Below are 21,174 nucleotides of genomic sequence, written 5' to 3'. Positions count from 1 at the left end.
TTTAGCCCAAATTTTGCTTACGTCAAGCCGTGTACAAGGACTATGGACTAGTTTAAGCAAGAATCGGACCAAGTTTTTGGACGGTTTCTTGCCCCCATGGCGCTGACGCAGAGATTAGAGTTCCGCCAGTCCCAGTCGCTGGTGATGACGCCGCAGCTGATGCAGGCCATCAAGCTGCTGCAGCTGTCCAATCTCGACCTGTCGGCCTTTGTCGAGGAAGAGCTGGAGCGCAATCCGCTGCTGGAGCGCGCCAATGACGGCCCCGAGCCCCCGGTGGCGGGCGAGGCCATCGAGTCCTCCCCGTTTTCCGATGCAGGCGAGGCAGGCGGGGGCGAGGATTCCGGCGGCGACTATGCGACGGGCTCGGCCGAGGGGTTCGAACCCGGCCAGGAAGAATGGATGAACCGCGACCTCGGCAGCCGCGCCGAGATCGAGCAGACGCTGGATACCCGCCTCGACAACGTCTTCACGGAGGAGCCTGCCGAAGCTGCCGCGCGCGCGGCGCAGGATGCCGCGCCCACCGCCTATACCGAATGGGGCGGCGGCGCCTCCAGTGACGAGGATTACAATCTCGAGGCCTTCGTCGCCGCCGAAGTGACCCTGTCGGATCACCTCGCCGAGCAGATGGCGGTCGCCATCGCAGCGCCGGCGCAACGCATGATCGGCCAGTACCTGATCGACCTCGTCGACGAGGCGGGCTATTTGCCGCAGGATCTCGGACAGGCCGCCGAGCGTCTCGGCGCAACCGACGAAGCCGTCGCGGAAGTGCTGGCGGTCCTGCAGAAATTCGATCCGCCCGGCGTGTGCGCGCGGAATCTCAGCGAGTGCCTGGCAATCCAGCTGCGCGAGCTCAACCGATACGACCCCGCGATGCAGGCGCTGGTGGAGAATCTCGACCTGCTGGCCAAGCGCGACATATCGGCACTTCGCAAGCTCTGCGGCGTCGACGACGAAGACATCACCGACATGATCGGCGAGATCCGCCATCTCGATCCCAAGCCCGGCCTGAAATTCGGCTCCGCGCGCACGCAGACCGTGGTGCCCGACGTCTATGTGCGGCCCGGCCCCGACGGCGGCTGGCACGTCGAGCTCAACAGCGACACGCTGCCGAAGGTGCTGGTGAACCAGACCTATTATACGGAGCTGTCGAAGACGATCCGCAAGGACGGCGACAAATCCTATTTCACCGATTGCCTGCAAAATGCGACCTGGCTGGTGCGTGCGCTCGACCAGCGCGCCCGCACCATCCTGAAGGTCGCGACCGAAATCGTGCGCCAGCAGGACGGCTTCTTCACCCATGGCGTGGCGCATTTGCGGCCTCTCAACCTGAAGGCCGTGGCGGATGCGATCCAGATGCATGAATCCACGGTGTCGCGCGTCACCGCCAACAAATACATGGCGACCAATCGCGGTGTGTTCGAATTGAAATATTTCTTCACCGCCTCGATCGCCTCGGCTGACGGCGGCGAGGCGCATTCGGCGGAAGCGGTACGCCATCACATCAAGCAGCTGATCGACGCCGAAAGCCCGACCGCGATCCTCTCCGACGACACCATCGTGGAACGCTTGCGCGCTTCGGGCATTGATATCGCGCGCCGCACCGTCGCGAAATACCGCGAGGCGATGCGGATTCCCTCCTCGGTGCAGCGGCGCCGCGACAAGCAGAGCATGATCGGCCATGCCCTTACCGCCTCCGACCGCTCCCGCGATACCGCGCCGGCCTGATTGCATCAGCGCCAAATCGGATTAGGCTCAATTCCCCCTGACACTATCGAGGCATCATCCATGACTCTTCGGATCTCGGGCAAAAGCATCAGCGTCGGCGAGGCGCTGCGCAGTCGCGTCAGCGAACGAACCGATGAAGTCCTGCGCAAGTATTTCGACGGCAATTATTCCGGCCACATCACGCTGAGCAAAGACGGCTTCGGCTTCCGCACCGACTGCACGCTGCATCTGGATTCCGGAGTGGCGCTGGAGGCCGATTCGACCGCGGCCGATGCCTATGCCAGCGCCGACCAGGCGCTCTTGATGATCGAAAAGCGCCTGCGCCGCTACAAGAGCCGGCTGAAGGACCGTTCGGCGCGCAAGGCGCACGCCGTCAACGCCGCCTTTGCCGAGATGGAAGCGCCCGTGCTGGACGCGCCGAGCTATGTGATCGAGGCGCCGGCCCATGAGGACGAGAGCGCCGGCTATAATCCGGTCATCATTGCCGAGACCACCAAATCGCTGAAACGGCTCTCGGTCAGCGAGGCCGTCCAGGAGCTCGACCTCACCGGCGCCACTTGCCTGGTGTTCCAGCACGGCTCCAGCGGCCGGGTAAACGTGATCTACCGTCGCGCCGACGGCAATGTCGGCTGGGTCGATCCGCCCGCGGTTACCCCCTGACTTATACGACGGGACACATTGACGCCCCCGGGGGCCGCCCATATGGTCCGCCGCCCCAAAGTTAGGACCAAGGGTAGGACTACGGAACCGGGCGTTAAGAGTTGGCACCGGATATGCTTTGGAGTAGAAGCCCCCAAATTCGGGACACCAGGCTAACCCCGCCTCCCGTCTCATCTTCTTGACGCAACTCGCCTGAAGACTATCTCGCAACCTGACGGTTCAAAGCACCCCCGGACGCCCCTATGACGATTACCGATCTGGTCGCGCCGGAGGCGATTCTCCCGGCGTTGAAGGTCAGCAGCAAGAAGCAGGCGTTGCAGGAACTGGCGGCCAAGGCTGCCAGCCTGACCGGGCAGAACGAGCGTTCGGTGTTCGAGGTGCTGCTGCAGCGCGAGAAGCTCGGCACCACGGCGGTCGGCTATGGCGTCGCCATCCCGCACGGCAAGCTGCCAAAGCTGGAAAAGCTGTTCGGCCTGTTCGCCCGCCTGGAGCGCCCGATCGATTTCGAGGCGATGGACAGCCAGCCGGTCGACCTGATCTTCCTGCTGCTGGCGCCCGAAGGCGCCGGCGCCGATCACCTCAAGGCGCTGGCGCGGATCGCGCGCCTGTTGCGCGACCAGGACGTCGCCAAGAAGCTGCGTGCCTCGCGCGATGCGCAGGCGATCTATTCGGTACTGGCGCTGCCGCCGGCGAGCGCGGCCTGATTCAACCTTCGCGCCTGAGCACCACGACCAGCCCCTCGATCGGCGCGCCGTTGACATATTCATGGTGGGCGCGGCGCATCAGCGCGACATCGAATCCGTTGCGGGCGGCGGCCTGCGTCACGTGGCCGCTGCCGTGGCGAAAGCATCCGGCCTGGCCGAGACCGTTGAGCGCGGCGACGGCCACGGCGTCGGTGTCATCGTCATTGGGAAATAGCGTGAAGACGAAACGGCCGCCCCGCCGGAGGCATTTTGCCGCGGCTGCCAGGATCGCGTTCAGATCGCCGAAATGAATCAGCGTCGCGGCGCTCGCGATGACGTCGCAGTCGCCGTTGTGGCGGCCGAGCCAGTCGAGCAGATCGGCACGATGCAGCTCGTCATAGATTTTCTTCTGCCGTGCTTGCGCCAGCATAGGCTCCGACAGATCGACACCGATCATGCGATCGGTCCTGGCGCGCAGCAGTTCGCCGACAAGACCGGTGCCGCAGCCGAGATCGATGACGGTGCCGGCGGCCGTCGTGCCGAGCTCGTCGAGTGCGGTCGCAACCAACCGATGGCCCTGATAGCCGGCCGCGCCGGCGGCACCGCGGTCCCATTGGTCCGCGCGCGAGGCGTAGATCTGCGTGAGCTGCCCGTCGGAGGCGCGCTCCGGCAGGGCGCCGCCGACGGTTGCGAGCAGCATCGCGATCTCGTCCTCGTCGCCGGGATTGTGCAGCAGATGGGTTTCGAAACATGCCCGCGCGCCATCGGAGCAGTTGATCCGCGCCAGCAGGATGCCGAAGCTCTTGAGCGGAAAGCGCGGCGCGGTCTCGGCGCGCACGAGTATTTCGGCCTGCGCATAGGCTTCCGCGATCCTGCCCTGCGCGGCGAGCGCGAGGCCAAGATGGATGCGGGCCTGCCAGTTCAGGGGATCGAGTTGCAGGGCTTGCAGGTAGTGCGGCTCGGCCTCGGCGTGCTCGCCGAGATCGGACAGCGCGAGCGCAAGCCCGAATTGGGCATCGGCAAAGCGCGGGGCGAGCGCTGTGGCCTGCCGGAACAGGGCGACGGCGTCGTGAAGCCGGTTCTGCGCGGCGAACGCCCGCGCCAGATTGACCACGATGCGCGCATCGTCGGGGCGAAGTTCGCGCGCGCGGAGGAATTGCGCAGTCGCCTCCGAGATGCGGCCGCGCTCCTGCAGGATCATGCCGAGATTGTTCAGCGCCTCGAGGCATTGCGGATCGCGCGCGATCGCCTCGCGATAGGTCTGCTCGGCCTTCCTGGTCTGTCCGTTGCGCTGATAGTGCTCGGCGAGGGCGGCGAGGTCCCGCGGGTTCTGGCTCTTGGCGACGTTGCGGCGCTGCGCGCGATTCATGACACTGCTCCCGAAACGCGATGACGTCATCACGCTTCGATTCCCTGCTTGGGCATGATCAGGCCGGAAAACCGCTTCACACTTTTCCGGATCATGCCCGTGCGGGGCATTAGGGGCGGATCATGGTTAATGAATCCTTACTTCGCCGCTTCGTGGCCGCTCAAACGAATACGCGGGCGGTTTTCCGCATCCGGAAAACCCACCCGCGTATGGTTGAATAGATCCAGCGGCGACTTTCTGCCGCGAGAAACCTGCTTGGCTCGAGCTTCAGCCAGCCGGCGTCAGTGACAGCGCAACTGCGCGTCAGTGAACGCTGACGGCCTGCAGCTCGTTGCTCCACGCATTTGCCACCGCTGCTTCCCGGCTATCGGTCAGCATGATCGGCGTGCCGTCGGCGGCATGCAGCGCAAAGAGCTTGAGGCCCGGCGCGATCTTCGGCGCCTGGGGGAAGAGCCCCGGCACGTCCTCGGAACGAACCTGCTTCACATAGGCGATATGGCCTTCACCAAGATGGGCCAGCGCCTCCAATGACACCCTTTCGGTCGTCACACTCACGTCACTCATGGTCTCGACTCCTTAGGAGACAAGCGGTCGAGTCCGCTCCTCGTTCCATTATTCGTGTTCATTGATAGCGATTGTCTTAACGACCCTTTCCGGCTCCGGCCGGGCGAGGTCGATGGACAACAGCCCGTTCTTCAGGTCCGCACCCAGCACATGCATCCCCTCCGCCAGCACGAAGGTGCGCTGGAAGTGGCGCGCGGCGATGCCGCGATGGATGTATTGCCGGGTCTTGTCGTCCTGCTGGCGGCCGCGGATAACGAGCTGGTTTTCCTCAATGGTCACATCGAGTTGGTCGCGGGTAAATCCCGCTACCGCCAGCGTGATGCGCAGGCGCTCGGGCTGGCCGTTGGACCGGTCAAACCGCTCGATGTTGTACGGAGGATAGCCGTCGGCGCCCTTCACGACGCGATCGAGCGCACGCTCGATTTCGTCGAATCCAAGCAGAAACGGGCTGGAGAGCGAAGGAACACGTGACATTACAAAGTCCTCTCGAAGCGACTTTGACGCCTCGGGCCCTTGCGGCACCCCCGGCGCGTTGCCCGGAAGCGACTCATTCGCCGCCGGACAGCCACAATATGGCGATGGTGGGGTGGGGGTTCAAGTGGCTCTGGGAACAGGCGAATCGGGCTGGGAAGCTTCGATTCGGCCGCAAGGGGGCCCCGTGATAGTCGATGAACAGGAAATCGGAGCCAATACTGGTCAGAAGAGTGGTAGTTCGCGTCAACGTTGTCTGAACAACAGCATCGTCAAGAACGCATTTTTCTGCTCATCGTCGGAGGAGCTGAACCAGGTGATCGCCTGCCGGGCGTCCGAAATCACCACTCTCTGTGTCAGAGTAGGTTCGGGATGGGTCATAGTCTGCGAAAATTCTCTGTTCGTAGAGGCTGGCGGTCAGACGCGCGAAATCTTGAAGGCGGCCAAAACCGCTGCTGGGAGTAATGGCGACGTTTTGCGGCTGAGACTGCCCAAGTTGCCCGCACAAACCTCGCAAGACCTTGTGATCGATGCTTCGGTAAACGTGGGTATAGCGTTCTGTCGACGGGGCACTTGACCCGGTGACCATTTCGGCCGCCGCTGTCAGACAGAAGTGAAACACAGCGTAGTAGGCCGAGGAAATGGCCCGCCGTAGGTCGGCCTGGGTGGGGGCCGTCTGGCCTGCCAACAGGTCAGCCTGCCGAAGCAACTCATTCGGGTCCGGCGGCACCCGCCTTCTCCTCATAGCGCACAATCGGAAAACGATCGTCGCCTTGGTCCGCAAGCTTCTGGATCAATTGAGAGACGGTTCGAGCCGAGCGTTCTCCAAGAATGGCGGCAGACGATCCCGGCGTTAGTTCGAATTTTATTTCGATTGCCGTCTCGCCGGACGAATCCAACACAGGTGCTGTCGACACAGCGGAAAAACTCACGCTGTTTGCTGTTGCGATTTCCTTCGCGATTCGGATTACAGTCTGATCAGGAAGTTTGGTCATCGCCTGGACTATATTTCGTCCGAGCCCGCAGTACTACCCGAAATTGATCGGCCTCGGCAGACCTCGACGACGTTCGGATCAGACTCCCACCCGTTTCCGGCCGTCCGCGCTGAACAGATGCAGCTTGTCCCGCGCGGCGACCGCCCGGATGCGCTCGCCGATGGCGGGGCCGTCGGCGCCGGGGATGCGGACGATCACCTCGCCCGGCGGCAGGTCGCCGGGATTGGCGGCGACGCCGTGCGTCACGTCCTGGCGCGAGCCGTAGATGAAGGTTTCGGCGCCGACCTTTTCGATCGCTTCCACGGTGAGGCCGAGTGCTACGCCGCCTGCAATGCTCTCGCTGGTGATGACGAAATCCTCCGGGCGGATTCCCAAAATGCCGGCTTCGCTCGCGGGTAGTTGCGATTTCAGCTCGTCCGATTGCAGCGGCATCAGGTTCATCGGTGGAGCGCCGATGAAGGAGGCGACGAAGGTCGTCGAAGGCTTCTGGTAGATGTCGAGGGGATTGCCGATCTGCTCGACGCGGCCGGCATTCATCACCACGAGAATGTCGGCGAGCGTCATCGCCTCGAGCTGGTCGTGGGTGACGTAGATCGACGTCGTAGAGAGCCGGCGCTGCAGCTTGCGGATTTCGACGCGCATGGCGATGCGCAGCTTGGCGTCGAGGTTCGACAAGGGCTCGTCGAACAAAAACGCTTTTGGCTGGCGCACGATGGCGCGGCCCATGGCGACGCGCTGGCGCTGGCCTCCGGAGAGCTGCCGCGGCTTGCGATCCAGCATGGTGGAGAGTTCGAGGATGCGCGCAGCTTCGGTGACGCGCGTCTTGATCTCGGCTTCGGCCATGCCGCGGTTGCGCAGGCCATAGGCCATGTTGTTGTAGACGCTCATATGCGGGTAGAGCGCGTAGTTCTGGAACACCATCGCGATGTCGCGGTCGGCCGGCTCGACGTCGTTGACGACGCGGCCGCCGATGTCGATCTCACCACCGGTGATGGTCTCGAGCCCCGCCACCATGCGCAGCAGCGTGGACTTGCCGCAGCCGGAGGGGCCGACCAGCACGCAGAACTGGCCGTCGCCGACCTCGAAATCGATGCCCTTGATGGCTTCGAAGCCGCCAGGGTAGGTTTTGCGGACGTTGCGGAGCGTTACATTAGCCATCGGAGGATACTCGGCGAATAGCGAATAGGGAGTAGCGAATAGGGAAGAGCGTGCCGGCGAGGGGAATGAAAACCCCATTCGCTACTCGCCATTCGCCATTCGCCATGTTCATTTTTCCGTCTGGACCAGGCCGCGCACGAACAGCCGCTGCATGAAGATGACGACTGCGACCGGCGGCAGCATGGCGAGCACCTCGGTCGCCATCGCGAGCTGCCATTCGGCGAGCTCGTCGGTCGCCACCAGCATCTTCTTGATGCCGATCACGATGGTCTGCATCGAATCCTTGGTCGTGATCAGCAGCGGCCAGAGATACTGGTTCCAGCCATAGATGAACTGAATCACGAACAGCGCCGCCATGGTCGTGACCGACAGCGGCAGCAAGGTATCCCAGAAGAAGCGGAACGGCCCGGCGCCGTCGATGCGCGAGGCTTCCAACAGCTCGTCGGGCACGGTCATGAAGAACTGGCGGAACAGCAGCGTGCCGGTGGCGGACGCAATCAGAGGCAGGATGAGGCCCGCATAGGTGTCGAGCAACTTCAAGTCGGCGACCACCTTGTAGGTCGGGTAGATGCGCACCTCGACCGGCAGCATCAGGGTGACGAAGATGATCCAGAACGCGGTCTTGCGGAAGGGAAAGCGGAAATAGACCACCGCATAGGCAGACAGGATCGAGATGAAGATCTTGCCGAGCGCAATGCCGATCGCCGAGACGAAGGAATTGATCAGCATGTTGGCGACCGGCTCGCGGCTGGTGCGGGAGCCGCCGATGAAGATGGCGCGGTAGTAGTTTTCCAGCGTATGCGTGCCGGGAGTAGCCGGCATGTGGCCGCCGACCACGGTGGCGGCGTCGTGGGTCGAGGCGATGAACGCGAGATAGACCGGGAAGACGACGATGAATACGCCCAGCGTCAGGATGGCGTAGGCGATGAAGTCGCTGAGCGGGCGGTGCTCGACCATCAGTACTGCACCTTGCGTTCGACATAGCGGAACTGGATCGCGGTCAGCGCGATCACGATGACCATCAGCACGACGGATTGCGCCGCCGAGCCGCCGAGATCGCCGCCGAGGCGGCCGTCGGCATAGACCTTGTAGACCATGGTGGTGGTGGCGCCCGCAGGTCCGCCGCCGGTGACGGCGTCGATGATGCCGAAAGTATCGAAGAAGACGTAGACGATGTTGACCACCAGGAGGAAGAACGTCGTCGGCGACAGCAGCGGGAAGACGATGGTCCAGAAGCGGCGCATCGGGCGGGCGCCGTCGATGGCGCTGGCCTCGATCACGCTTTTCGGGATCGATTGCAGGCCGGCGAGGAAGAACAGGAAATTGTAGGAGATCTGCTTCCACACCGAGGCCATCACCACCAGGATCATGGCGTGGTTGGCGTTGAGCAGCGGATTCCAGTCGATGCCCATGCCGCGCAGCGGGCGCGACAGCATGCCGAGCGAGGGTTGGAACATGAAGAACCAGAGCACGCCGGCCACGGCTGGGGCGACCGCATAGGGCCAGATCATCAGCGTCTTGTAGGCGCCGGCGGCCTTGAGGTTCTTGTCGGCCTGGCTTGCGAACAACAACGCGATCGAGAGCGAGAGCAGGGCGACCAAGGTCGAGAAGATCGCCGTCGTGAGCATCGACTTGTAGTATTCGGGCTGGGCGAACAGCCCGGTGTAATTCTCGAAGCCGACGAATTCGGAGACGAGGCCGAACGCGTCCTCGCGCAGGAAGGACTGCCAGATCGCCTGGCTGGCCGGCCAGTAGAAGAAGACAACGGTGATGACGAGCTGCGGGAAGAGCAGCAGGTACGGCAGCAGGCGGTTGTTGAAGACGGTGGATTTTTCCATTCACTCGCTCTCGTCATTGCGAGGAGCCCGCGACAAAATTGCAGAGCAATTTTGCGCTGGAGCGACGAAGCAATCCATTGCTACCGGTCATGCGGTGCCATGGATTGCTTCGATTCGCTCGCAATGACGAACCCCCTGGTTCTGCCAGCTTACTTTGCCGTCTTCTCGAACGTGCGCAACATGGCGTTGCCACGCTCCACGGCCGTATCAAGGGCTTCCTTGGCGGTCTTCTTGCCCGCCAGCGCCGCCTCGATCTCCTCGGACCAGACGTCGCGCATCTGCACCATGTTGCCGAAGCGCAGGCCGCGCGAATTCTCGGTCGGCTCCTTGTTGGTGAGTTCCTTCAGGGGCGTCTGCAGGACGGGATTCTTCTCGTAGAAGCCGTCCTTGATCGACTTCTCATAGGCCGCCTTGGTGATCGGCAGGTAGCCGGATTCCTGATGCAGCCGGGCCTGGCGGCCGGTGTCGGACAGGAAGGTGAAGAATTTGGCGATGCCCTTGTACTCTTCCGCCTTCTTGCCGCCCATCACCCACAGCGAAGCGCCGCCGATGATCGAGTTCTGCGGCGCGCCGGCGACGTCCGGGTAATACGGCATCGGCGCCGAGGCGAAGTCGAACTTGGCGGTGGCCTTTGCGGTGCCGTAGTAGCCCGACGAGGTCAGGAAGATCGCGCACTCGCCGGAGCCGAAGCGGGCCTCGTTGGTAGAGGTGCGCCCGCCATAATCGTAGGTCTTGTCCTTCTGCAGGTCGACGAGGTTCTGCAGGTGCTTGACGTGCAGCGGCGAATTGAACTTCAGCACGGTGTCGAAGCCGTCGAGGCCGTTGGCCTTGGTGCCGATCGGAACGTTGTGCCAGGCGGAGAACTGCTCGATATGCGCCCAGCTGGCCCAGGCATTGGAGAAGCCGCAGGTGGCGTGGCCCGCCGCCTTGAGCTTCTTGGCGGCCTCGAACACTTCCGGCCAGGTCTTCGGGATGTCGTTGACGCCGGCCTTCTTCAGTTCGTCCTTGTTGATCCACATCACCATCGAGGACGAGTTGAAGGGGAACGACAGCATCTCGCCCTTCGAGGTCGAGTAATAGCCGGTGATGGTCGGCAGGTAGGCCTTGGGGTCGAACGGCTCGCCGGCATCCTTCATCAGCTGGTAGACCGGCTTGATGGCGCCGGTGGCGCCCATCATGGTGGCGGTGCCGACCTCGAACACCTGCATGATATGCGGCGCGTTGCCGGCGCGGAACGCGGCGATGCCGGCGTTCATCGTGTCCGGATAATTGCCCTTGTAGGACGGCACGACCTTGTAGTCGGACTGGCTGGCGTTGAATTCCTCGGCGAGCCTGTTGACCACGTCGTTGTTGGCGCCGGTCATGGCGTGCCACCACTGGATCTCGATCGCCGCAGACGCGGGCGAGGCAGCGAATGCCAGCGAGACCGCAACGGCCGCGGCCGTGCCGAATTGTCGAAGAGCCATCAAATTCCTCCCGGTTGGAACCGTCATCACTTTGTTTGCGCTAACAGCAGCGGATGACGTGCAAATGACCGTATAAGCGAGCCAATCGTAGGGGGGAAGTGAACGTTTGGGGAAGCGAAAATTCGACGCGGCATTATCTTTCCGCGTCGCCCCGGCGCAGGCCGGGGCCCATAACCCCCGCAGTCGGTTGTGGAACGGCAACTCACCGCAGCGCATCATCGATCGCCGGGACGACTCGTGGAGGGAGGCGTTGCTTTCGCCTACCGCTTCCGCTCGGTCCCGCAGACCACGCCCTTGGCGACCAGCGCCTCGATCTCAGCTTTCGAGTAGCCGAATTCGCCGAGCACCTCGGCCGAATGCTGGGAGAATTTTGGCGGGGTACGGCGCAGGCTGGGTTTTGTCCGCTCCAGCCGGATCGGCGAGGCGACGCCCTTGTACCAGTCCCTGGCGACGATATCGCCGCGGTGGATGGTGTGGGGATTGGTCAGCGCCTGGTCGATCTTCTGCACCGGGCCTGCCGGCAGGCCGGCGGCAAGCAGGCGGTTGCAGAGCGGCTCGGCCTCATGCTGGCTGAACACGGCGGCAAGCTCGGCACGCAGCGCCTCGCGGTTGGCGATGCGGTCCTTGTTGCGGGCAAAGCGCGGATCCGTGCCGAGCTCGGGCTTGCCGATTTCCTTCGCGAGCTTGCGGAAGGTGCCGTCATTGCCGACGCCGATGAAGATGTTGTCGGTCTTGGTCGGGAAGATCGCGTAGGGCACGAGATTCGGATGCTCGTTGCCGGTCAGCGACGGTGGCTTGCCGTGCATGAAATAATTCGCCGTGTGCGGATGCATGATGGCGAGGCCCGTCTCGTACAGCGTCGTCTCCAGGAACTGGCCGAGGCCCGAGCGTTGCCGCTCGGACAATGCCATCAGGATGCCGATCGCGGCATAGAGACCGGTGGTGATGTCCACCAGCGGCACGCCGATGCGCATCGGGCCGCTCTCGGGCGAGCCGGTGGCCGCGATCATGCCGGTCATGGCCTGGATGATGGCGTCATAGCCCGGATTGCCGCCGCGCGGGCCGTCGGCGCCGAAGCCGGAGATGCGAGCATGCACGAGCCGCGGAAATTTCGCGCGCAGCACGTCGTTGCCGATGCCCCATTTGTCGAGCGTGCCCGGCTTGAAATTCTCGATCAGGACGTCGGCGGTCTCCAGCAGCTTCATCAGCACCTCGCGTCCGCCCTCGGAAGCGAGGTCGAGCCCGATCGAGCGCTTGTTGCGGTTGATGCCGACGAAATAGGCCGCGTCTTCCTCGTGGAAGGGCGGGCCCCAGTCACGCACCTCGTCACCTGCAGGCGGCTCGACCTTGATCACGTCGGCGCCATGGTCGGCGAGGATCTGCGTGCAATAGGGGCCGCCGAGCACGCGCGTGAGATCGATCACGCGCAGACCCGTCATCGCGCCGGAAGCGGCTTCGGCATTCATGGAAACAACCTTCGCTCAGATGGGATGATGCCAAGAGCTAGCGGGCTTCCCCGGCGGCAGCAATGCCTCCCGGCGCACAGGCGTATGCCGTGCACGAAAACGGCCCGCCGCTGGAAATGCGACGGGCCGCTTTATCCGGAATTGCGCGTGTCAGACGACGGTCAGGCGGACGTCGACATTGCCGCGCGTCGCGTTGGAATAGGGGCAAACGTGGTGGGCCTTGGCCACCAGCGCTTCGGCCTCGGCGCGGGGAACGCCGGGCAGCGAGACGGCGAGATCGATATCGAGACCGAAGCCGCCTTCCGAGCGCGGGCCGATGCCGACGGTGGAGGTCACGGAAACGTCGGCCGGCACCTTGACGCCGCCGCCCTGGGCCGCCACCGCCTTCATCGCGCCGATGAAGCAGGCCGCGTAACCGGCGGCAAAGAGCTGTTCGGGGTTGTTGCCGGGACCGCCGCCGCCGCCGAGTTCCTTGGGGGTCGACAGCTTGACGCTCAGTGCGCCGTCGAGGGTGGCGGCAGAGCCGTCGCGGCCACCGGTGGCCTTGGCGCTGGTCTTGTAGAGCACTTTCACGGACATGGTGGTCTCCCTGGTGGTTGGGGCGGTGTTGACGTCATATAGATTGCACACAATCGAATTGTGTGCAATAGAAAAATACCTGGTCACATTTAATTGTGCGCAATTGAATGCCAGCGCGGCGCGCCCCAGAATGTGCAAACAATTCCAGATGGATGAGAAAGTTCACCGATGGTCCGGAAATCCGGTAGCGATCAGCCGCTCCTGCTCGGCAACCAGCTCTGCTTTGCGGTCTATTCCACCGCGCATGCCTTCAACCGCTTCTACAAGCCGCTGCTGGACCGGCTGGGCCTGACCTATCCGCAGTACCTCGTCATGCTGGTGCTGTGGGAGGAGGACGGCTTGCCGGTGAAGGAGATCGGCGAGCGGCTGTTTCTCGATTCCGGCACGCTGACGCCGCTGCTGAAGCGGCTGGAGGCCGCGGGCCTGGTGAAACGCACGCGCTCGACCGAAGACGAGCGCCAGGTGATCGTGGCGCTGACGGCGCAGGGCGAGGATTTGAAAGAGAAAGCGCGCAGCCTGCCATTATCGATCCTGGCGGCGTCGCAATGTTCGGTGGCGGAGCTGACCGAACTGCGGAGCGAGATCGTGACGCTGCGCGACAAGCTGAATGCAGCGCTGGGGGAGAAGGCGGGCGTGTGAGCGAAGTCCGCCGTCGCCCTTCGGGCTACGCCGCGGCAGCCTTCGCTCTCTTCGCTTCGAGAGACTTCCCGGGCCTGCCGAGCCGTAGCTCGCGAAGCGAGCGAAGGCTGGTGGAGCCAGGCGGGATCGAACCGCCGACCTCTTGCATGCCATGCAAGCGCTCTCCCAGCTGAGCTATGGCCCCTTCAGCGAATCCACGCGTCTGGGCGACGTGCGGAGCAGAACCCTGAAACACAGTTCGGGGTTTATCTCAAGTATCTTCGTCGGTGCTGACGTCGCCGATGATGTCGGTGACGTCCTCGTCGCCTTCCTCTTCGTCGGCGATGAAGGTCGAATCATCATCATCGTCGCCTTCGATGGTCTCATCGACCTCGATGTCCTCCTCGGATTCCGGCACGACGGCCTTGACCTTGCCGGTGTTCTCCTCGGCGTCGGCTTCCTCGAGCGACACCAACTCTTCGGCCTCCGCGGGCTCCGGCGCGTCGGGGGCCATGGCGGGCGCAGCTGCTGCCGCGCCGCGAGTCATGCGTGGCGGCGCCACCGGCGCGATCGGCACGACTTCTCCCGTGTACGGGGAAATCACGGGTGTTTTGTTCAGGTCGTAGAACTTCTTACCCGTCGTCGGGCAAATGCGTTTGGTTCCGAGGTCGGATTTGGCCACGTGCGAGTCCTGGGAATTTTTCGAAAAACGGTGCTTCACTTGGCTAGTTGACGGGCCGCTGTCAATAGCGCTTTGCAGGCAATTTTGGGCGGCGTGACGCCATCTGGCGCATGTGTTACTGGGCCGGCGAGAAAGGACACAAACTTGACCCATTCCGGCCCCGCGACCCCCCTTGAAGCCCGCGTCAGCGGCCCCCTTGCGGGCCAGGTCCGGGTGCCCGGGGACAAGTCGATCTCGCACCGGGCGCTGATCCTGGGGGCGCTGGCGGTCGGGGAAACCCGGATTTCGGGCCTCCTGGAGGGCGAGGACGTCCTCAACACCGCCAAATCCATGCGGGCGCTCGGTGCGAAGGTCGAGCGGACCGGGCCGTTTGCCTGGAAGGTCAACGGCGTCGGCGTCGGCGGCTTTGCGGAACCGACTGCGGCGCTCGATTTTGGCAATTCCGGCACCGGCTGCCGCCTGGTGATGGGCGCGGTTGCCGGCTGCCCGGTGACGGCGGTGTTCGACGGCGACGCCTCGCTGCGCTCGCGGCCGATGCGGCGCATTCTCGATCCCCTGGAACTGATGGGCGCCAAGGCCGGCAAAGCCAACGAAGGCGGGCGGCTGCCGTTGACCCTGCACGGCGCGCGCGATCCCGTCCCGATCACCTACCGCACGCCGGTCGCCTCGGCTCAGATCAAATCGGCCGTGTTGCTGGCGGGCCTCGCCGCGCCCGGCGTCACCACCGTGATCGAGAGCGAGGCGAGCCGCGACCATACCGAGCTGATGCTGAAGCATTTTGGCGCCGACATCGTTTCCGCCAGGGAAGGCAGCCACGGCCGCAGAATTTCGCTGACCGGCGAGCCGGAACTGCACGGCGCCGAAGTGATCGTGCCCGCCGATCCCTCCTCGGCCGCATTCCCTGTTGTCGCGGCGCTGATCGTCCCCGGTTCCGACATCGTGCTCTCCGACGTCATGACCAATCCGCTGCGTACCGGCCTGTTTACGACGCTGCGCGAGATGGGCGCCTCGATTGAGGAAAGCGAGGTGCGGGGCGATGCCGGCGAGCCGATGGCGCGCCTGCGGGTGCGCGCCTCGAAACTGCGCGGCGTCGAGGTGCCGCCGGAGCGCGCGCCGTCGATGATCGACGAATATCTGGTGCTGGCGGTCGCCGCCGCCTTCGCCGAAGGCACCACCGTGATGCGCGGCCTGCAGGAGCTGCGCGTGAAAGAGTCCGATCGGCTGGCTGCGACCGCGGACATGCTGCGCGTCAATGGCGTCAAGGTGGAGATTGCCGGCGACGATCTGATTGTCGAGGGCAGGGGCCATGTGCCCGGCGGCGGCCTCGTCGCCACCCACATGGATCACCGCATCGCGATGTCGGCGCTGGTGATGGGCTGCGCCGCAGACAAGCCGGTCAAAGTCGACGACACCGCCTTCATCGCCACGAGCTTTCCGGACTTCATCCCGATGATGCGCTCGCTGGGCGCGGAGTTTTCGTGAGGCAGGGCCATGATTGCAGCCTTCGACCGCGAGGCCCTGCTCGATGCTTTCGACCAGATCGGACGCGCGGCGGTCGGGGCGGGAACGAAGCTGCAGATCGCGGTTTATGGCGGCTCGGCCCTGATGCTGGCGAGCAATTTCCGGTTCGCCACGGAGGATGTCGACGTATCGAGGCTCGAACAACCCCTGCCGATGTGGCTGGCGAAGATCGTGGGTGAAATCGCGCAGAAAAACGGCTGGAAGGAAGATTGGTTCAACGACGGCGTGGCCTTCCATCTAAGCGCCCTTGCGGACCACGCGGCCGATCATCTGGAATTTGCGACCTTTCCGCGCGATGGCGATGCGGTGGGCCTTGTCGTTTCAGTACCAACGGCGGAATATCTGCTGGCGCTCAAGTTGAAGGCGTTTCGAATCCTCGATGCGACCCGTGGAGAGGCGGAGCGCCTTGATATCCTCAATTTGATGCGGGTAGTCGGCATATCGAGTACAGAGGAGGCGATGGTCTTGCTGGGTCGATACTTCCCGATCAGTGCTGCGTCCTCGGAGAAGCAGCGGTTCCTGCTGAGGAACATGAACCTCGAGGGAGCGTCGGATGCGCCCAAATACCCTCGCTGAAGCCGTCGAGCGGATTTGCGCCGGCTCGCCGCGGGATGCGGCGCTTGCAGAATTCGTCGACACCTTCGATCTCGCCAAGACCAGCGAGGAACGCTATGCGTCGATCGAGCATGAGCCGCGGCTGACGGGCGACGATCGACTCGACGCGCTGGTGGGTGCCATCGCCGAATATCTCGCAAAGCAACGCCGACTTGGTCGCGTGCCGCCGTGGACCGGCAATCCAGCGCGCCGGCTCGCCATGCCATGGTTCACGACGACGTCGCCAACCGACGCGATGCGCGAATACCTGACGTTCTCAAGCCCGGCCGAATTCGCCTCGCGCAACATCTTTACCGAGGAACGGCCGCTGCGGCGGGCGCGCGGTCCCCGGCCGGTTCAATCATAATCCGGTTCGGGTGCGTTACGACGGCGTCAGCCCGAGGCTCGCCACGGCCTCGAGCCAGACCGGCGCTTCTTCCCTGTAGAGCTTCTGCGTCTCCTCGAACGTCATTGCGGTGTCGTCGACACCGAATGATTTCATCAGCTGCTTGATCTTTTCGGACTTGCCGCCGGCAACGAGGAGCTTTGACAGTTTCTGTATAATTTCCGGCGTCGTACCGGCGGGCACGGCGCAGCACTGGAAACCGGTCAGCTGGAACAGGCGCGGCTTGGCGCCAACCTACGCGAAAGAGGGAACGTCCGGCAAGGTCGACATGCGCTTGCGCGAGACGGCGACCGCCGTGCCGCGGCCGCTCTGCAACACGGACTGTGCCGCGCCATAGCTGCCATGGGCGCCGTCGATGAAACCACCGGCGAGATCCGTCCACATCGGCGCCTCGCCGCGGTAGTGCACCGCCTCCATCTTCAGGCCATAGGCCTTGTTCATTTCGGCGATCGCCATGTGCGCGTAGGAGCCTGCGCCGTAGGTGCCGATGTTCACTTTCTCCGCCTTCCTCGCGTAGGCGATGAATTCGTCAAACGTCCTGGCGCCGGTCTTCTCGCCGACCACGAAAGGCAGGCTGCCCGCCGGCATGATCGAGACGATCACGAAATCCTTTTCGGGGTCGTATGGGATGTCCTTCATCAGGACACGGTTCATGATCATGGTCGTCGTGATCGTGAACATCAGCGTGTAGCCATCGGGCGCGGCACGTTTGGCTTCGGCCGCCGCCACCGAACCGGAGGCGCCGGCCTTGTTTTCCACCGTCACGCTCTGGCCCGTCTCGGCCCGGATGTACTCGCCATAGGTCCGCGAAAACAGGTCGGTCTGCCCGCCGGCCGGATAGCCGGCGATGATCTTGATCGACCTGTTGGGCCAGTCGGTCTGCTGCGCGGAGGCCTGCGATCCGATCAGCGGAAGCGCAGAAGCGGCCGCGGCGCTGCCGATGAAGTGACGTCGTGAAATGGCGCTCATCGTGTCTCCCCCGTTTGCAAATTCGAACCGACTGACTGCGGATCTATGGCGCCAGAATAGAGGGGCTTGATAGCCTTTGCGCGGACATTTGGACGCATCGGTGCGGCTCGCGAAATCTTCGCGGCTCCTGCCATTCCGGGAAACGAAATAAGCAGTTGCACGTCTTGACCATCATGGCCGCTCCGGCGCAGATGGCGCACATGATCATCGCCATCGACGGACCGGCGGCCTCGGGCAAGGGCACGCTGGGCAAGCGGCTTGCCCATCATTACGGCTACCGCCATCTCGACACCGGCGTAATCTATCGCGCGGTGGCCTGGTCGCTGATGGAGGCGGGTGCCGATCCCGGCGACGAGCTGCTGGCGGTTGCCGCGGCGCTGGAGCTCGATCCCGAAAAATTCGGCAATCCTGTCCTGAAGACGCAGAAGGTCGGCGAAGCCGCCTCGGTGGTCTCGGCTATCCCGAAGGTGCGCGAGGCGCTGGTCAATTTCCAGCGGCAGTTCGCCGCCGATCCGCCTGGCGCCGTGCTCGACGGACGCGACATCGGGACGGTGATCTGCCCGCATGCCGATGTGAAGATCTTCGTGGTGGCGGACCCGCAGGTGCGGGCGCGGCGGCGGACGCTGGAAGCCCGCGCGCGGGGCGAGGAAGCGGACGAAGCCGCCGTGCTTGCGGATATTCTCAAGCGCGACGAGCGCGATCGAAACCGGCCGGTCGCCCCCTTGAAGCCGGCCGCGGACGCGCACACGCTGGATAATTCGGATCTCGACATCGAGGCGGGCGTTCGCGCCGCCATCGCCATCGTCGAGGCTGTCCGCGCCGGCAGGAAGCCGGCGCCATAAGACTTAGCTCTTCGAGCGCTCGGCCAGGACGATGGGCTGTTTGCCGACCTTGGCGTTGGCGATGGCCTGCTCGGTCGCAAATGCCGACGGCTTGCCGGCGACGCCGACAGCGACGGTGAAGGCGAAAATGGCGGCCACGGCGATCAGACTTTTCATGGCGGTACTCCCCCTGTTTTGTGACGGTGCCTTTGTGCGGGAGCGTGCTTAAGGCCGGGTTCCATCCGCGGTCGGGCCGACAGGCAATTTGGGGATTCGGTCAACAACCCGTTGAAGTACGGGGTCCCGGTTTTCGCGGATCGCGAGCGTTAAAGGCCGCTAAACGGGCCGTTTTTGCTTGCCGCCACAAGGCCCGGGGGCTATATCAGCGCCGTCCGGGCTGCCCCCGATGCGATCAGGGCCGTCCGAGTGGGCCGGTGAAGGGAATTCGACCCCTGCCGTCAAATGGAGGAAGCCCGCTCCCCGTCTTGCACGCCGGCATGTTTGGCCGGCACGTCCAGGGCCCCGGAAACATCAGGTATCGAATGGGCAGCCGTGCTGCCGGCCCGCTGTTGCGCCTCCCGCAACGAGCGGCCGTCGGGTTTTGCGGAGCCCGTCACTGTCCATCCGATGCGCCCATCAACCCGAACGGCCGGCAAGTACCCCGCAACTGGAGAACAAATGGCTTCGAATACCGCTACTTCCCTCACTCCGACCCGCGACGATTTCGCGGCGATGCTCGACGAATCCTTCAGCGGCGGCTTGCAGGAAAGCTCCGTCATCAAGGGCAAGGTCGTCGCAATTGAAAAGGACATGGCCGTCATCGATGTCGGCCTGAAGACCGAAGGCCGCGTGGCGCTGCGCGAATTTTCCGGCCCCGGCCGCGAAAGCGACCTCAAGGTCGGCGACGAAGTCGAGGTGTTCCTCGACCGCATCGAGAATGCCCTCGGCGAAGCCGTGCTGTCGCGCGACAAGGCGCGCCGCGAAGAGAGCTGGGGCAAGCTGGAGAAGGCCTTCCAGAACAACGAGAAGGTAAACGGCGTCATCTTCAACCAGGTCAAGGGCGGCTTCACCGTGGACCTCGACGGCGCCGTGGCCTTCCTGCCGCGCTCGCAGGTCGACATCCGTCCGATCCGGGATGTGGCACCCCTGATGAACAACACGCAGCCGTTCCAGATCCTCAAGATGGATCGCCGCCGCGGCAACATCGTGGTGTCGCGCCGCACGGTTCTGGAAGAGACCCGCGCCGAGCAGCGCCAGGAGCTGGTGCAGAACCTCGAAGAGGGCCAGGTGATCGACGGCGTCGTGAAGAACATCACCGATTACGGTGCGTTCGTCGACCTCGGCGGCATCGACGGCCTGCTGCACGTCACCGATATCGCCTGGCGCCGCGTCAACCACCCGACCGAGGTGCTGACCATCGGCCAGACGGTGAAGGTCAAGATCATCAAGATCAACCACGAGACCCACCGCATCTCGCTCGGCATGAAGCAGCTGCTGGACGATCCGTGGCAGGGCATCGAGGCGAAGTATCCGCTGAACGCGCGCTTCACCGGCCGCGTCACCAACATCACGGACTACGGCGCCTTCGTCGAGCTGGAGCCGGGCATCGAAGGCCTGATCCACGTCTCGGAGATGTCGTGGACCAAGAAGAACATGCACCCCGGCAAGATCGTCTCGACCTCGCAGGAAGTCGAGGTGCAGGTGCTGGAAGTGGATTCCGTCAAGCGCCGCATCTCGCTCGGTCTCAAGCAGACCATGCGCAACCCCTGGGAGGTCTTCGTCGAGAAGTTCCCGGTCGGTTCGACCGTCGAGGGCGAGGTCAAGAACAAGACCGAGTTCGGCCTGTTCCTGGGTCTCGACGGCGACGTCGACGGCATGGTGCACCTGTCCGACCTCGACTGGAAGCTTCCGGGCGAACAGGTCATCGACAACTACAAGAAGGGCGACATGGTGAAGGCCGTGGTGCTCGACGTGGATGTCGAGAAGGAGCGTATCTCGCTCGGCATCAAGCAGCTCGAAGGCGATCCCTTCGCCGAACCCGGCGACGTCAAGAAGGGCGCGGTGGTGACCTGCGAAATCACCGACGTGAAGGAAGGCGGCATCGACGTGAAGATCGCCGGCACCGACTTCACCACCTTCATCAAGCGCTCCGAACTGGCGCGCGACCGCAACGACCAGCGCCCCGAGCGCTTCGCCGTCGGCGAGAAGGTCGATGCCCGCGTCATCCAGTTCGACAAGAAGGCCCGCAAGGTCCAGGTGTCGATCAAGGCGCTGGAAGTGGCCGAGGAGAAGGAAGCCATCGCGCAGTACGGCTCCTCCGATTCGGGTGCGACGCTGGGCGACATTCTCGGCACCGCGCTGAAGAACCGCGGCACCGACAAGTAAGCGGCGCGGGTATTGCGTTGTCACAAATCAGAGGCCCCGGTTTCGACCGGGGCCTTTTTGTTTCCCTCTCCCCTTGTGGGCCTGTTGCGTAATTGGACTTATTGGCCGTGAGAGGGAAGAGGGACGTCTTTCGGATTGGGGCTGAAGGCTAGGTGGCTGTGTTCGGGGTGAAGCTTATGCTGCGATTGTCGCCCATCGGCGCAT

General features: G+C 63.8%; 23 protein-coding genes and 1 tRNA gene. 9 read left to right on the top strand and 15 right to left on the bottom strand.

Going from position 1 to position 21,174, the window contains the following annotated elements; genetic code table 11:
- Positions 1–96: 96 nt before the first annotated feature.
- The 3 genes from rpoN (at position 97) to ptsN (ending at position 3,089) form a co-directional block, all read left to right on the top strand.
- Positions 97–1,725: an RNA polymerase factor sigma-54 gene (rpoN, locus tag HZB49_RS12060; RefSeq protein WP_291611531.1), complete on the top strand. Its 1,629-nt coding sequence runs from the start codon at positions 97–99 to the stop codon at positions 1,723–1,725.
- 60 nt (positions 1,726–1,785) lie between these two features.
- Positions 1,786–2,385 carry a ribosome-associated translation inhibitor RaiA gene (gene raiA, locus HZB49_RS12055; protein WP_291611529.1) on the top strand — a complete coding sequence of 200 codons (600 nt, stop codon included), beginning with the start codon at positions 1,786–1,788 and terminating at the stop codon, positions 2,383–2,385.
- A 242-nt stretch (positions 2,386–2,627) separates the two neighbouring features.
- Positions 2,628–3,089, top strand: coding sequence for a PTS IIA-like nitrogen regulatory protein PtsN (ptsN, locus tag HZB49_RS12050; RefSeq protein WP_291611527.1), 462 nt, complete (start codon positions 2,628–2,630; stop codon positions 3,087–3,089).
- Between the two features lies 1 nt (position 3,090).
- On the opposite strand, the gene HZB49_RS12045 is transcribed toward ptsN, so the two are convergent.
- The 10 genes from HZB49_RS12045 to HZB49_RS12000 all read right to left on the bottom strand — a co-directional run bounded on the left by HZB49_RS12045 (position 3,091) and on the right by HZB49_RS12000 (position 12,974).
- Positions 3,091–4,437, bottom strand: a complete 1,347-nt coding sequence (locus HZB49_RS12045; RefSeq protein WP_291611525.1) for a tetratricopeptide repeat protein — start codon at positions 4,435–4,437, stop codon at positions 3,091–3,093.
- Positions 4,438–4,740: 303 nt separating this feature from the next.
- Positions 4,741–5,001, bottom strand: a complete 261-nt coding sequence (locus tag HZB49_RS12040; protein WP_291611523.1) for a DUF1150 domain-containing protein — start codon at positions 4,999–5,001, stop codon at positions 4,741–4,743.
- Positions 5,002–5,049: 48 nt separating this feature from the next.
- Entirely contained in the window at positions 5,050–5,475 is a 426-nt protein-coding gene (locus tag HZB49_RS12035; RefSeq protein ID WP_291611521.1) for an Hsp20 family protein, read from the bottom strand.
- A 707-nt stretch (positions 5,476–6,182) separates the two neighbouring features.
- Positions 6,183–6,467: a hypothetical protein gene (locus HZB49_RS12030; protein ID WP_291611519.1), complete on the bottom strand. Its 285-nt coding sequence runs from the start codon at positions 6,465–6,467 to the stop codon at positions 6,183–6,185.
- A gap of 78 nt (positions 6,468–6,545) precedes the next feature.
- The gene (locus HZB49_RS12025; RefSeq protein ID WP_291611517.1) at positions 6,546–7,625 is read right to left on the bottom strand and encodes a sn-glycerol-3-phosphate import ATP-binding protein UgpC; all 1,080 of its coding nucleotides are present in this window, start codon (positions 7,623–7,625) and stop codon (positions 6,546–6,548) included.
- 108 nt (positions 7,626–7,733) lie between these two features.
- A complete protein-coding gene (ugpE, locus tag HZB49_RS12020) occupies positions 7,734–8,582 on the bottom strand; it encodes a sn-glycerol-3-phosphate ABC transporter permease UgpE (protein WP_291611514.1) in 849 nt (282 codons plus the stop codon).
- Entirely contained in the window at positions 8,582–9,463 is an 882-nt protein-coding gene (ugpA, locus tag HZB49_RS12015; protein ID WP_291611512.1) for a sn-glycerol-3-phosphate ABC transporter permease UgpA, read from the bottom strand. Before ugpA ends, ugpE begins: the two co-directional genes overlap by 1 nt.
- Positions 9,464–9,612: 149 nt before the next feature.
- Complete coding sequence (ugpB, locus tag HZB49_RS12010; protein WP_291611510.1) at positions 9,613–10,929, bottom strand: sn-glycerol-3-phosphate ABC transporter substrate-binding protein UgpB; 1,317 nt, start codon at positions 10,927–10,929, stop codon at positions 9,613–9,615.
- Positions 10,930–11,189: 260 nt separating this feature from the next.
- On the bottom strand, positions 11,190–12,395 hold the full coding sequence (locus tag HZB49_RS12005) for a CaiB/BaiF CoA-transferase family protein (RefSeq protein ID WP_291611508.1): 1,206 nt from the start codon (positions 12,393–12,395) through the stop codon (positions 11,190–11,192).
- 150 nt (positions 12,396–12,545) lie between these two features.
- The gene (locus HZB49_RS12000; protein ID WP_291611506.1) at positions 12,546–12,974 is read right to left on the bottom strand and encodes an organic hydroperoxide resistance protein; all 429 of its coding nucleotides are present in this window, start codon (positions 12,972–12,974) and stop codon (positions 12,546–12,548) included.
- A gap of 168 nt (positions 12,975–13,142) precedes the next feature.
- Here HZB49_RS12000 and HZB49_RS11995 point away from each other — a divergent pair, with 168 nt between their 5' ends.
- A complete protein-coding gene (locus tag HZB49_RS11995; RefSeq protein WP_291611504.1) occupies positions 13,143–13,613 on the top strand; it encodes a MarR family transcriptional regulator in 471 nt (156 codons plus the stop codon).
- Positions 13,614–13,721: 108 nt separating this feature from the next.
- Here the strand turns inward: HZB49_RS11995 and HZB49_RS11990 are convergent.
- Positions 13,722–13,797 (bottom strand) — tRNA-Ala (locus tag HZB49_RS11990).
- 66 nt (positions 13,798–13,863) lie between these two features.
- A complete protein-coding gene (locus HZB49_RS11985) occupies positions 13,864–14,274 on the bottom strand; it encodes a TIGR02300 family protein (protein ID WP_291611502.1) in 411 nt (136 codons plus the stop codon).
- A 144-nt stretch (positions 14,275–14,418) separates the two neighbouring features.
- Between HZB49_RS11985 and aroA the strand changes: the two genes are divergently transcribed.
- Genes aroA through HZB49_RS11970 form a run of 3 tightly spaced genes read left to right on the top strand, consistent with a single transcriptional unit; the run spans position 14,419 to position 16,756 of the window.
- Positions 14,419–15,756, top strand: a complete 1,338-nt coding sequence (aroA, locus tag HZB49_RS11980; RefSeq protein WP_291611500.1) for a 3-phosphoshikimate 1-carboxyvinyltransferase — start codon at positions 14,419–14,421, stop codon at positions 15,754–15,756.
- A gap of 9 nt (positions 15,757–15,765) precedes the next feature.
- The gene (locus HZB49_RS11975) at positions 15,766–16,371 is read left to right on the top strand and encodes a hypothetical protein (RefSeq protein ID WP_291611498.1); all 606 of its coding nucleotides are present in this window, start codon (positions 15,766–15,768) and stop codon (positions 16,369–16,371) included.
- The gene (locus HZB49_RS11970) at positions 16,349–16,756 is read left to right on the top strand and encodes a hypothetical protein (RefSeq protein ID WP_291611497.1); all 408 of its coding nucleotides are present in this window, start codon (positions 16,349–16,351) and stop codon (positions 16,754–16,756) included. The genes HZB49_RS11975 and HZB49_RS11970 overlap by 23 nt, the downstream gene beginning before the upstream one ends.
- Positions 16,757–16,771: 15 nt before the next feature.
- Here the strand turns inward: HZB49_RS11970 and HZB49_RS30045 are convergent, their stop codons facing one another.
- A complete protein-coding gene (locus HZB49_RS30045; RefSeq protein WP_365857585.1) occupies positions 16,772–16,978 on the bottom strand; it encodes a hypothetical protein in 207 nt (68 codons plus the stop codon).
- A 51-nt stretch (positions 16,979–17,029) separates the two neighbouring features.
- Positions 17,030–17,764, bottom strand: coding sequence for a tripartite tricarboxylate transporter substrate binding protein (locus HZB49_RS11965; protein WP_365857582.1), 735 nt, complete (start codon positions 17,762–17,764; stop codon positions 17,030–17,032).
- A 200-nt stretch (positions 17,765–17,964) separates the two neighbouring features.
- On the opposite strand from HZB49_RS11965, the gene cmk reads away from it, so the two are divergent.
- Positions 17,965–18,606, top strand: coding sequence for a (d)CMP kinase (gene cmk, locus HZB49_RS11960; RefSeq protein ID WP_291611577.1), 642 nt, complete (start codon positions 17,965–17,967; stop codon positions 18,604–18,606).
- Positions 18,607–18,609: 3 nt separating this feature from the next.
- On the opposite strand, the gene HZB49_RS11955 is transcribed toward cmk, so the two are convergent.
- Complete coding sequence (locus HZB49_RS11955; RefSeq protein WP_291611496.1) at positions 18,610–18,762, bottom strand: hypothetical protein; 153 nt, start codon at positions 18,760–18,762, stop codon at positions 18,610–18,612.
- A 501-nt stretch (positions 18,763–19,263) separates the two neighbouring features.
- Between HZB49_RS11955 and rpsA the strand changes: the two genes are divergently transcribed.
- Positions 19,264–20,970 carry a 30S ribosomal protein S1 gene (gene rpsA, locus HZB49_RS11950; RefSeq protein WP_291611495.1) on the top strand — a complete coding sequence of 569 codons (1,707 nt, stop codon included), beginning with the start codon at positions 19,264–19,266 and terminating at the stop codon, positions 20,968–20,970.
- Positions 20,971–21,174: the final 204 nt, after the last annotated feature.

The organism is Bradyrhizobium sp. (genome assembly GCF_016219575.1).
Classification (GTDB): domain Bacteria; phylum Pseudomonadota; class Alphaproteobacteria; order Rhizobiales; family Xanthobacteraceae; genus Bradyrhizobium.
The sequence above is the reverse complement of the archived record's forward strand: the minus strand, read 5'-3'. Positions and strand labels throughout refer to the sequence as shown.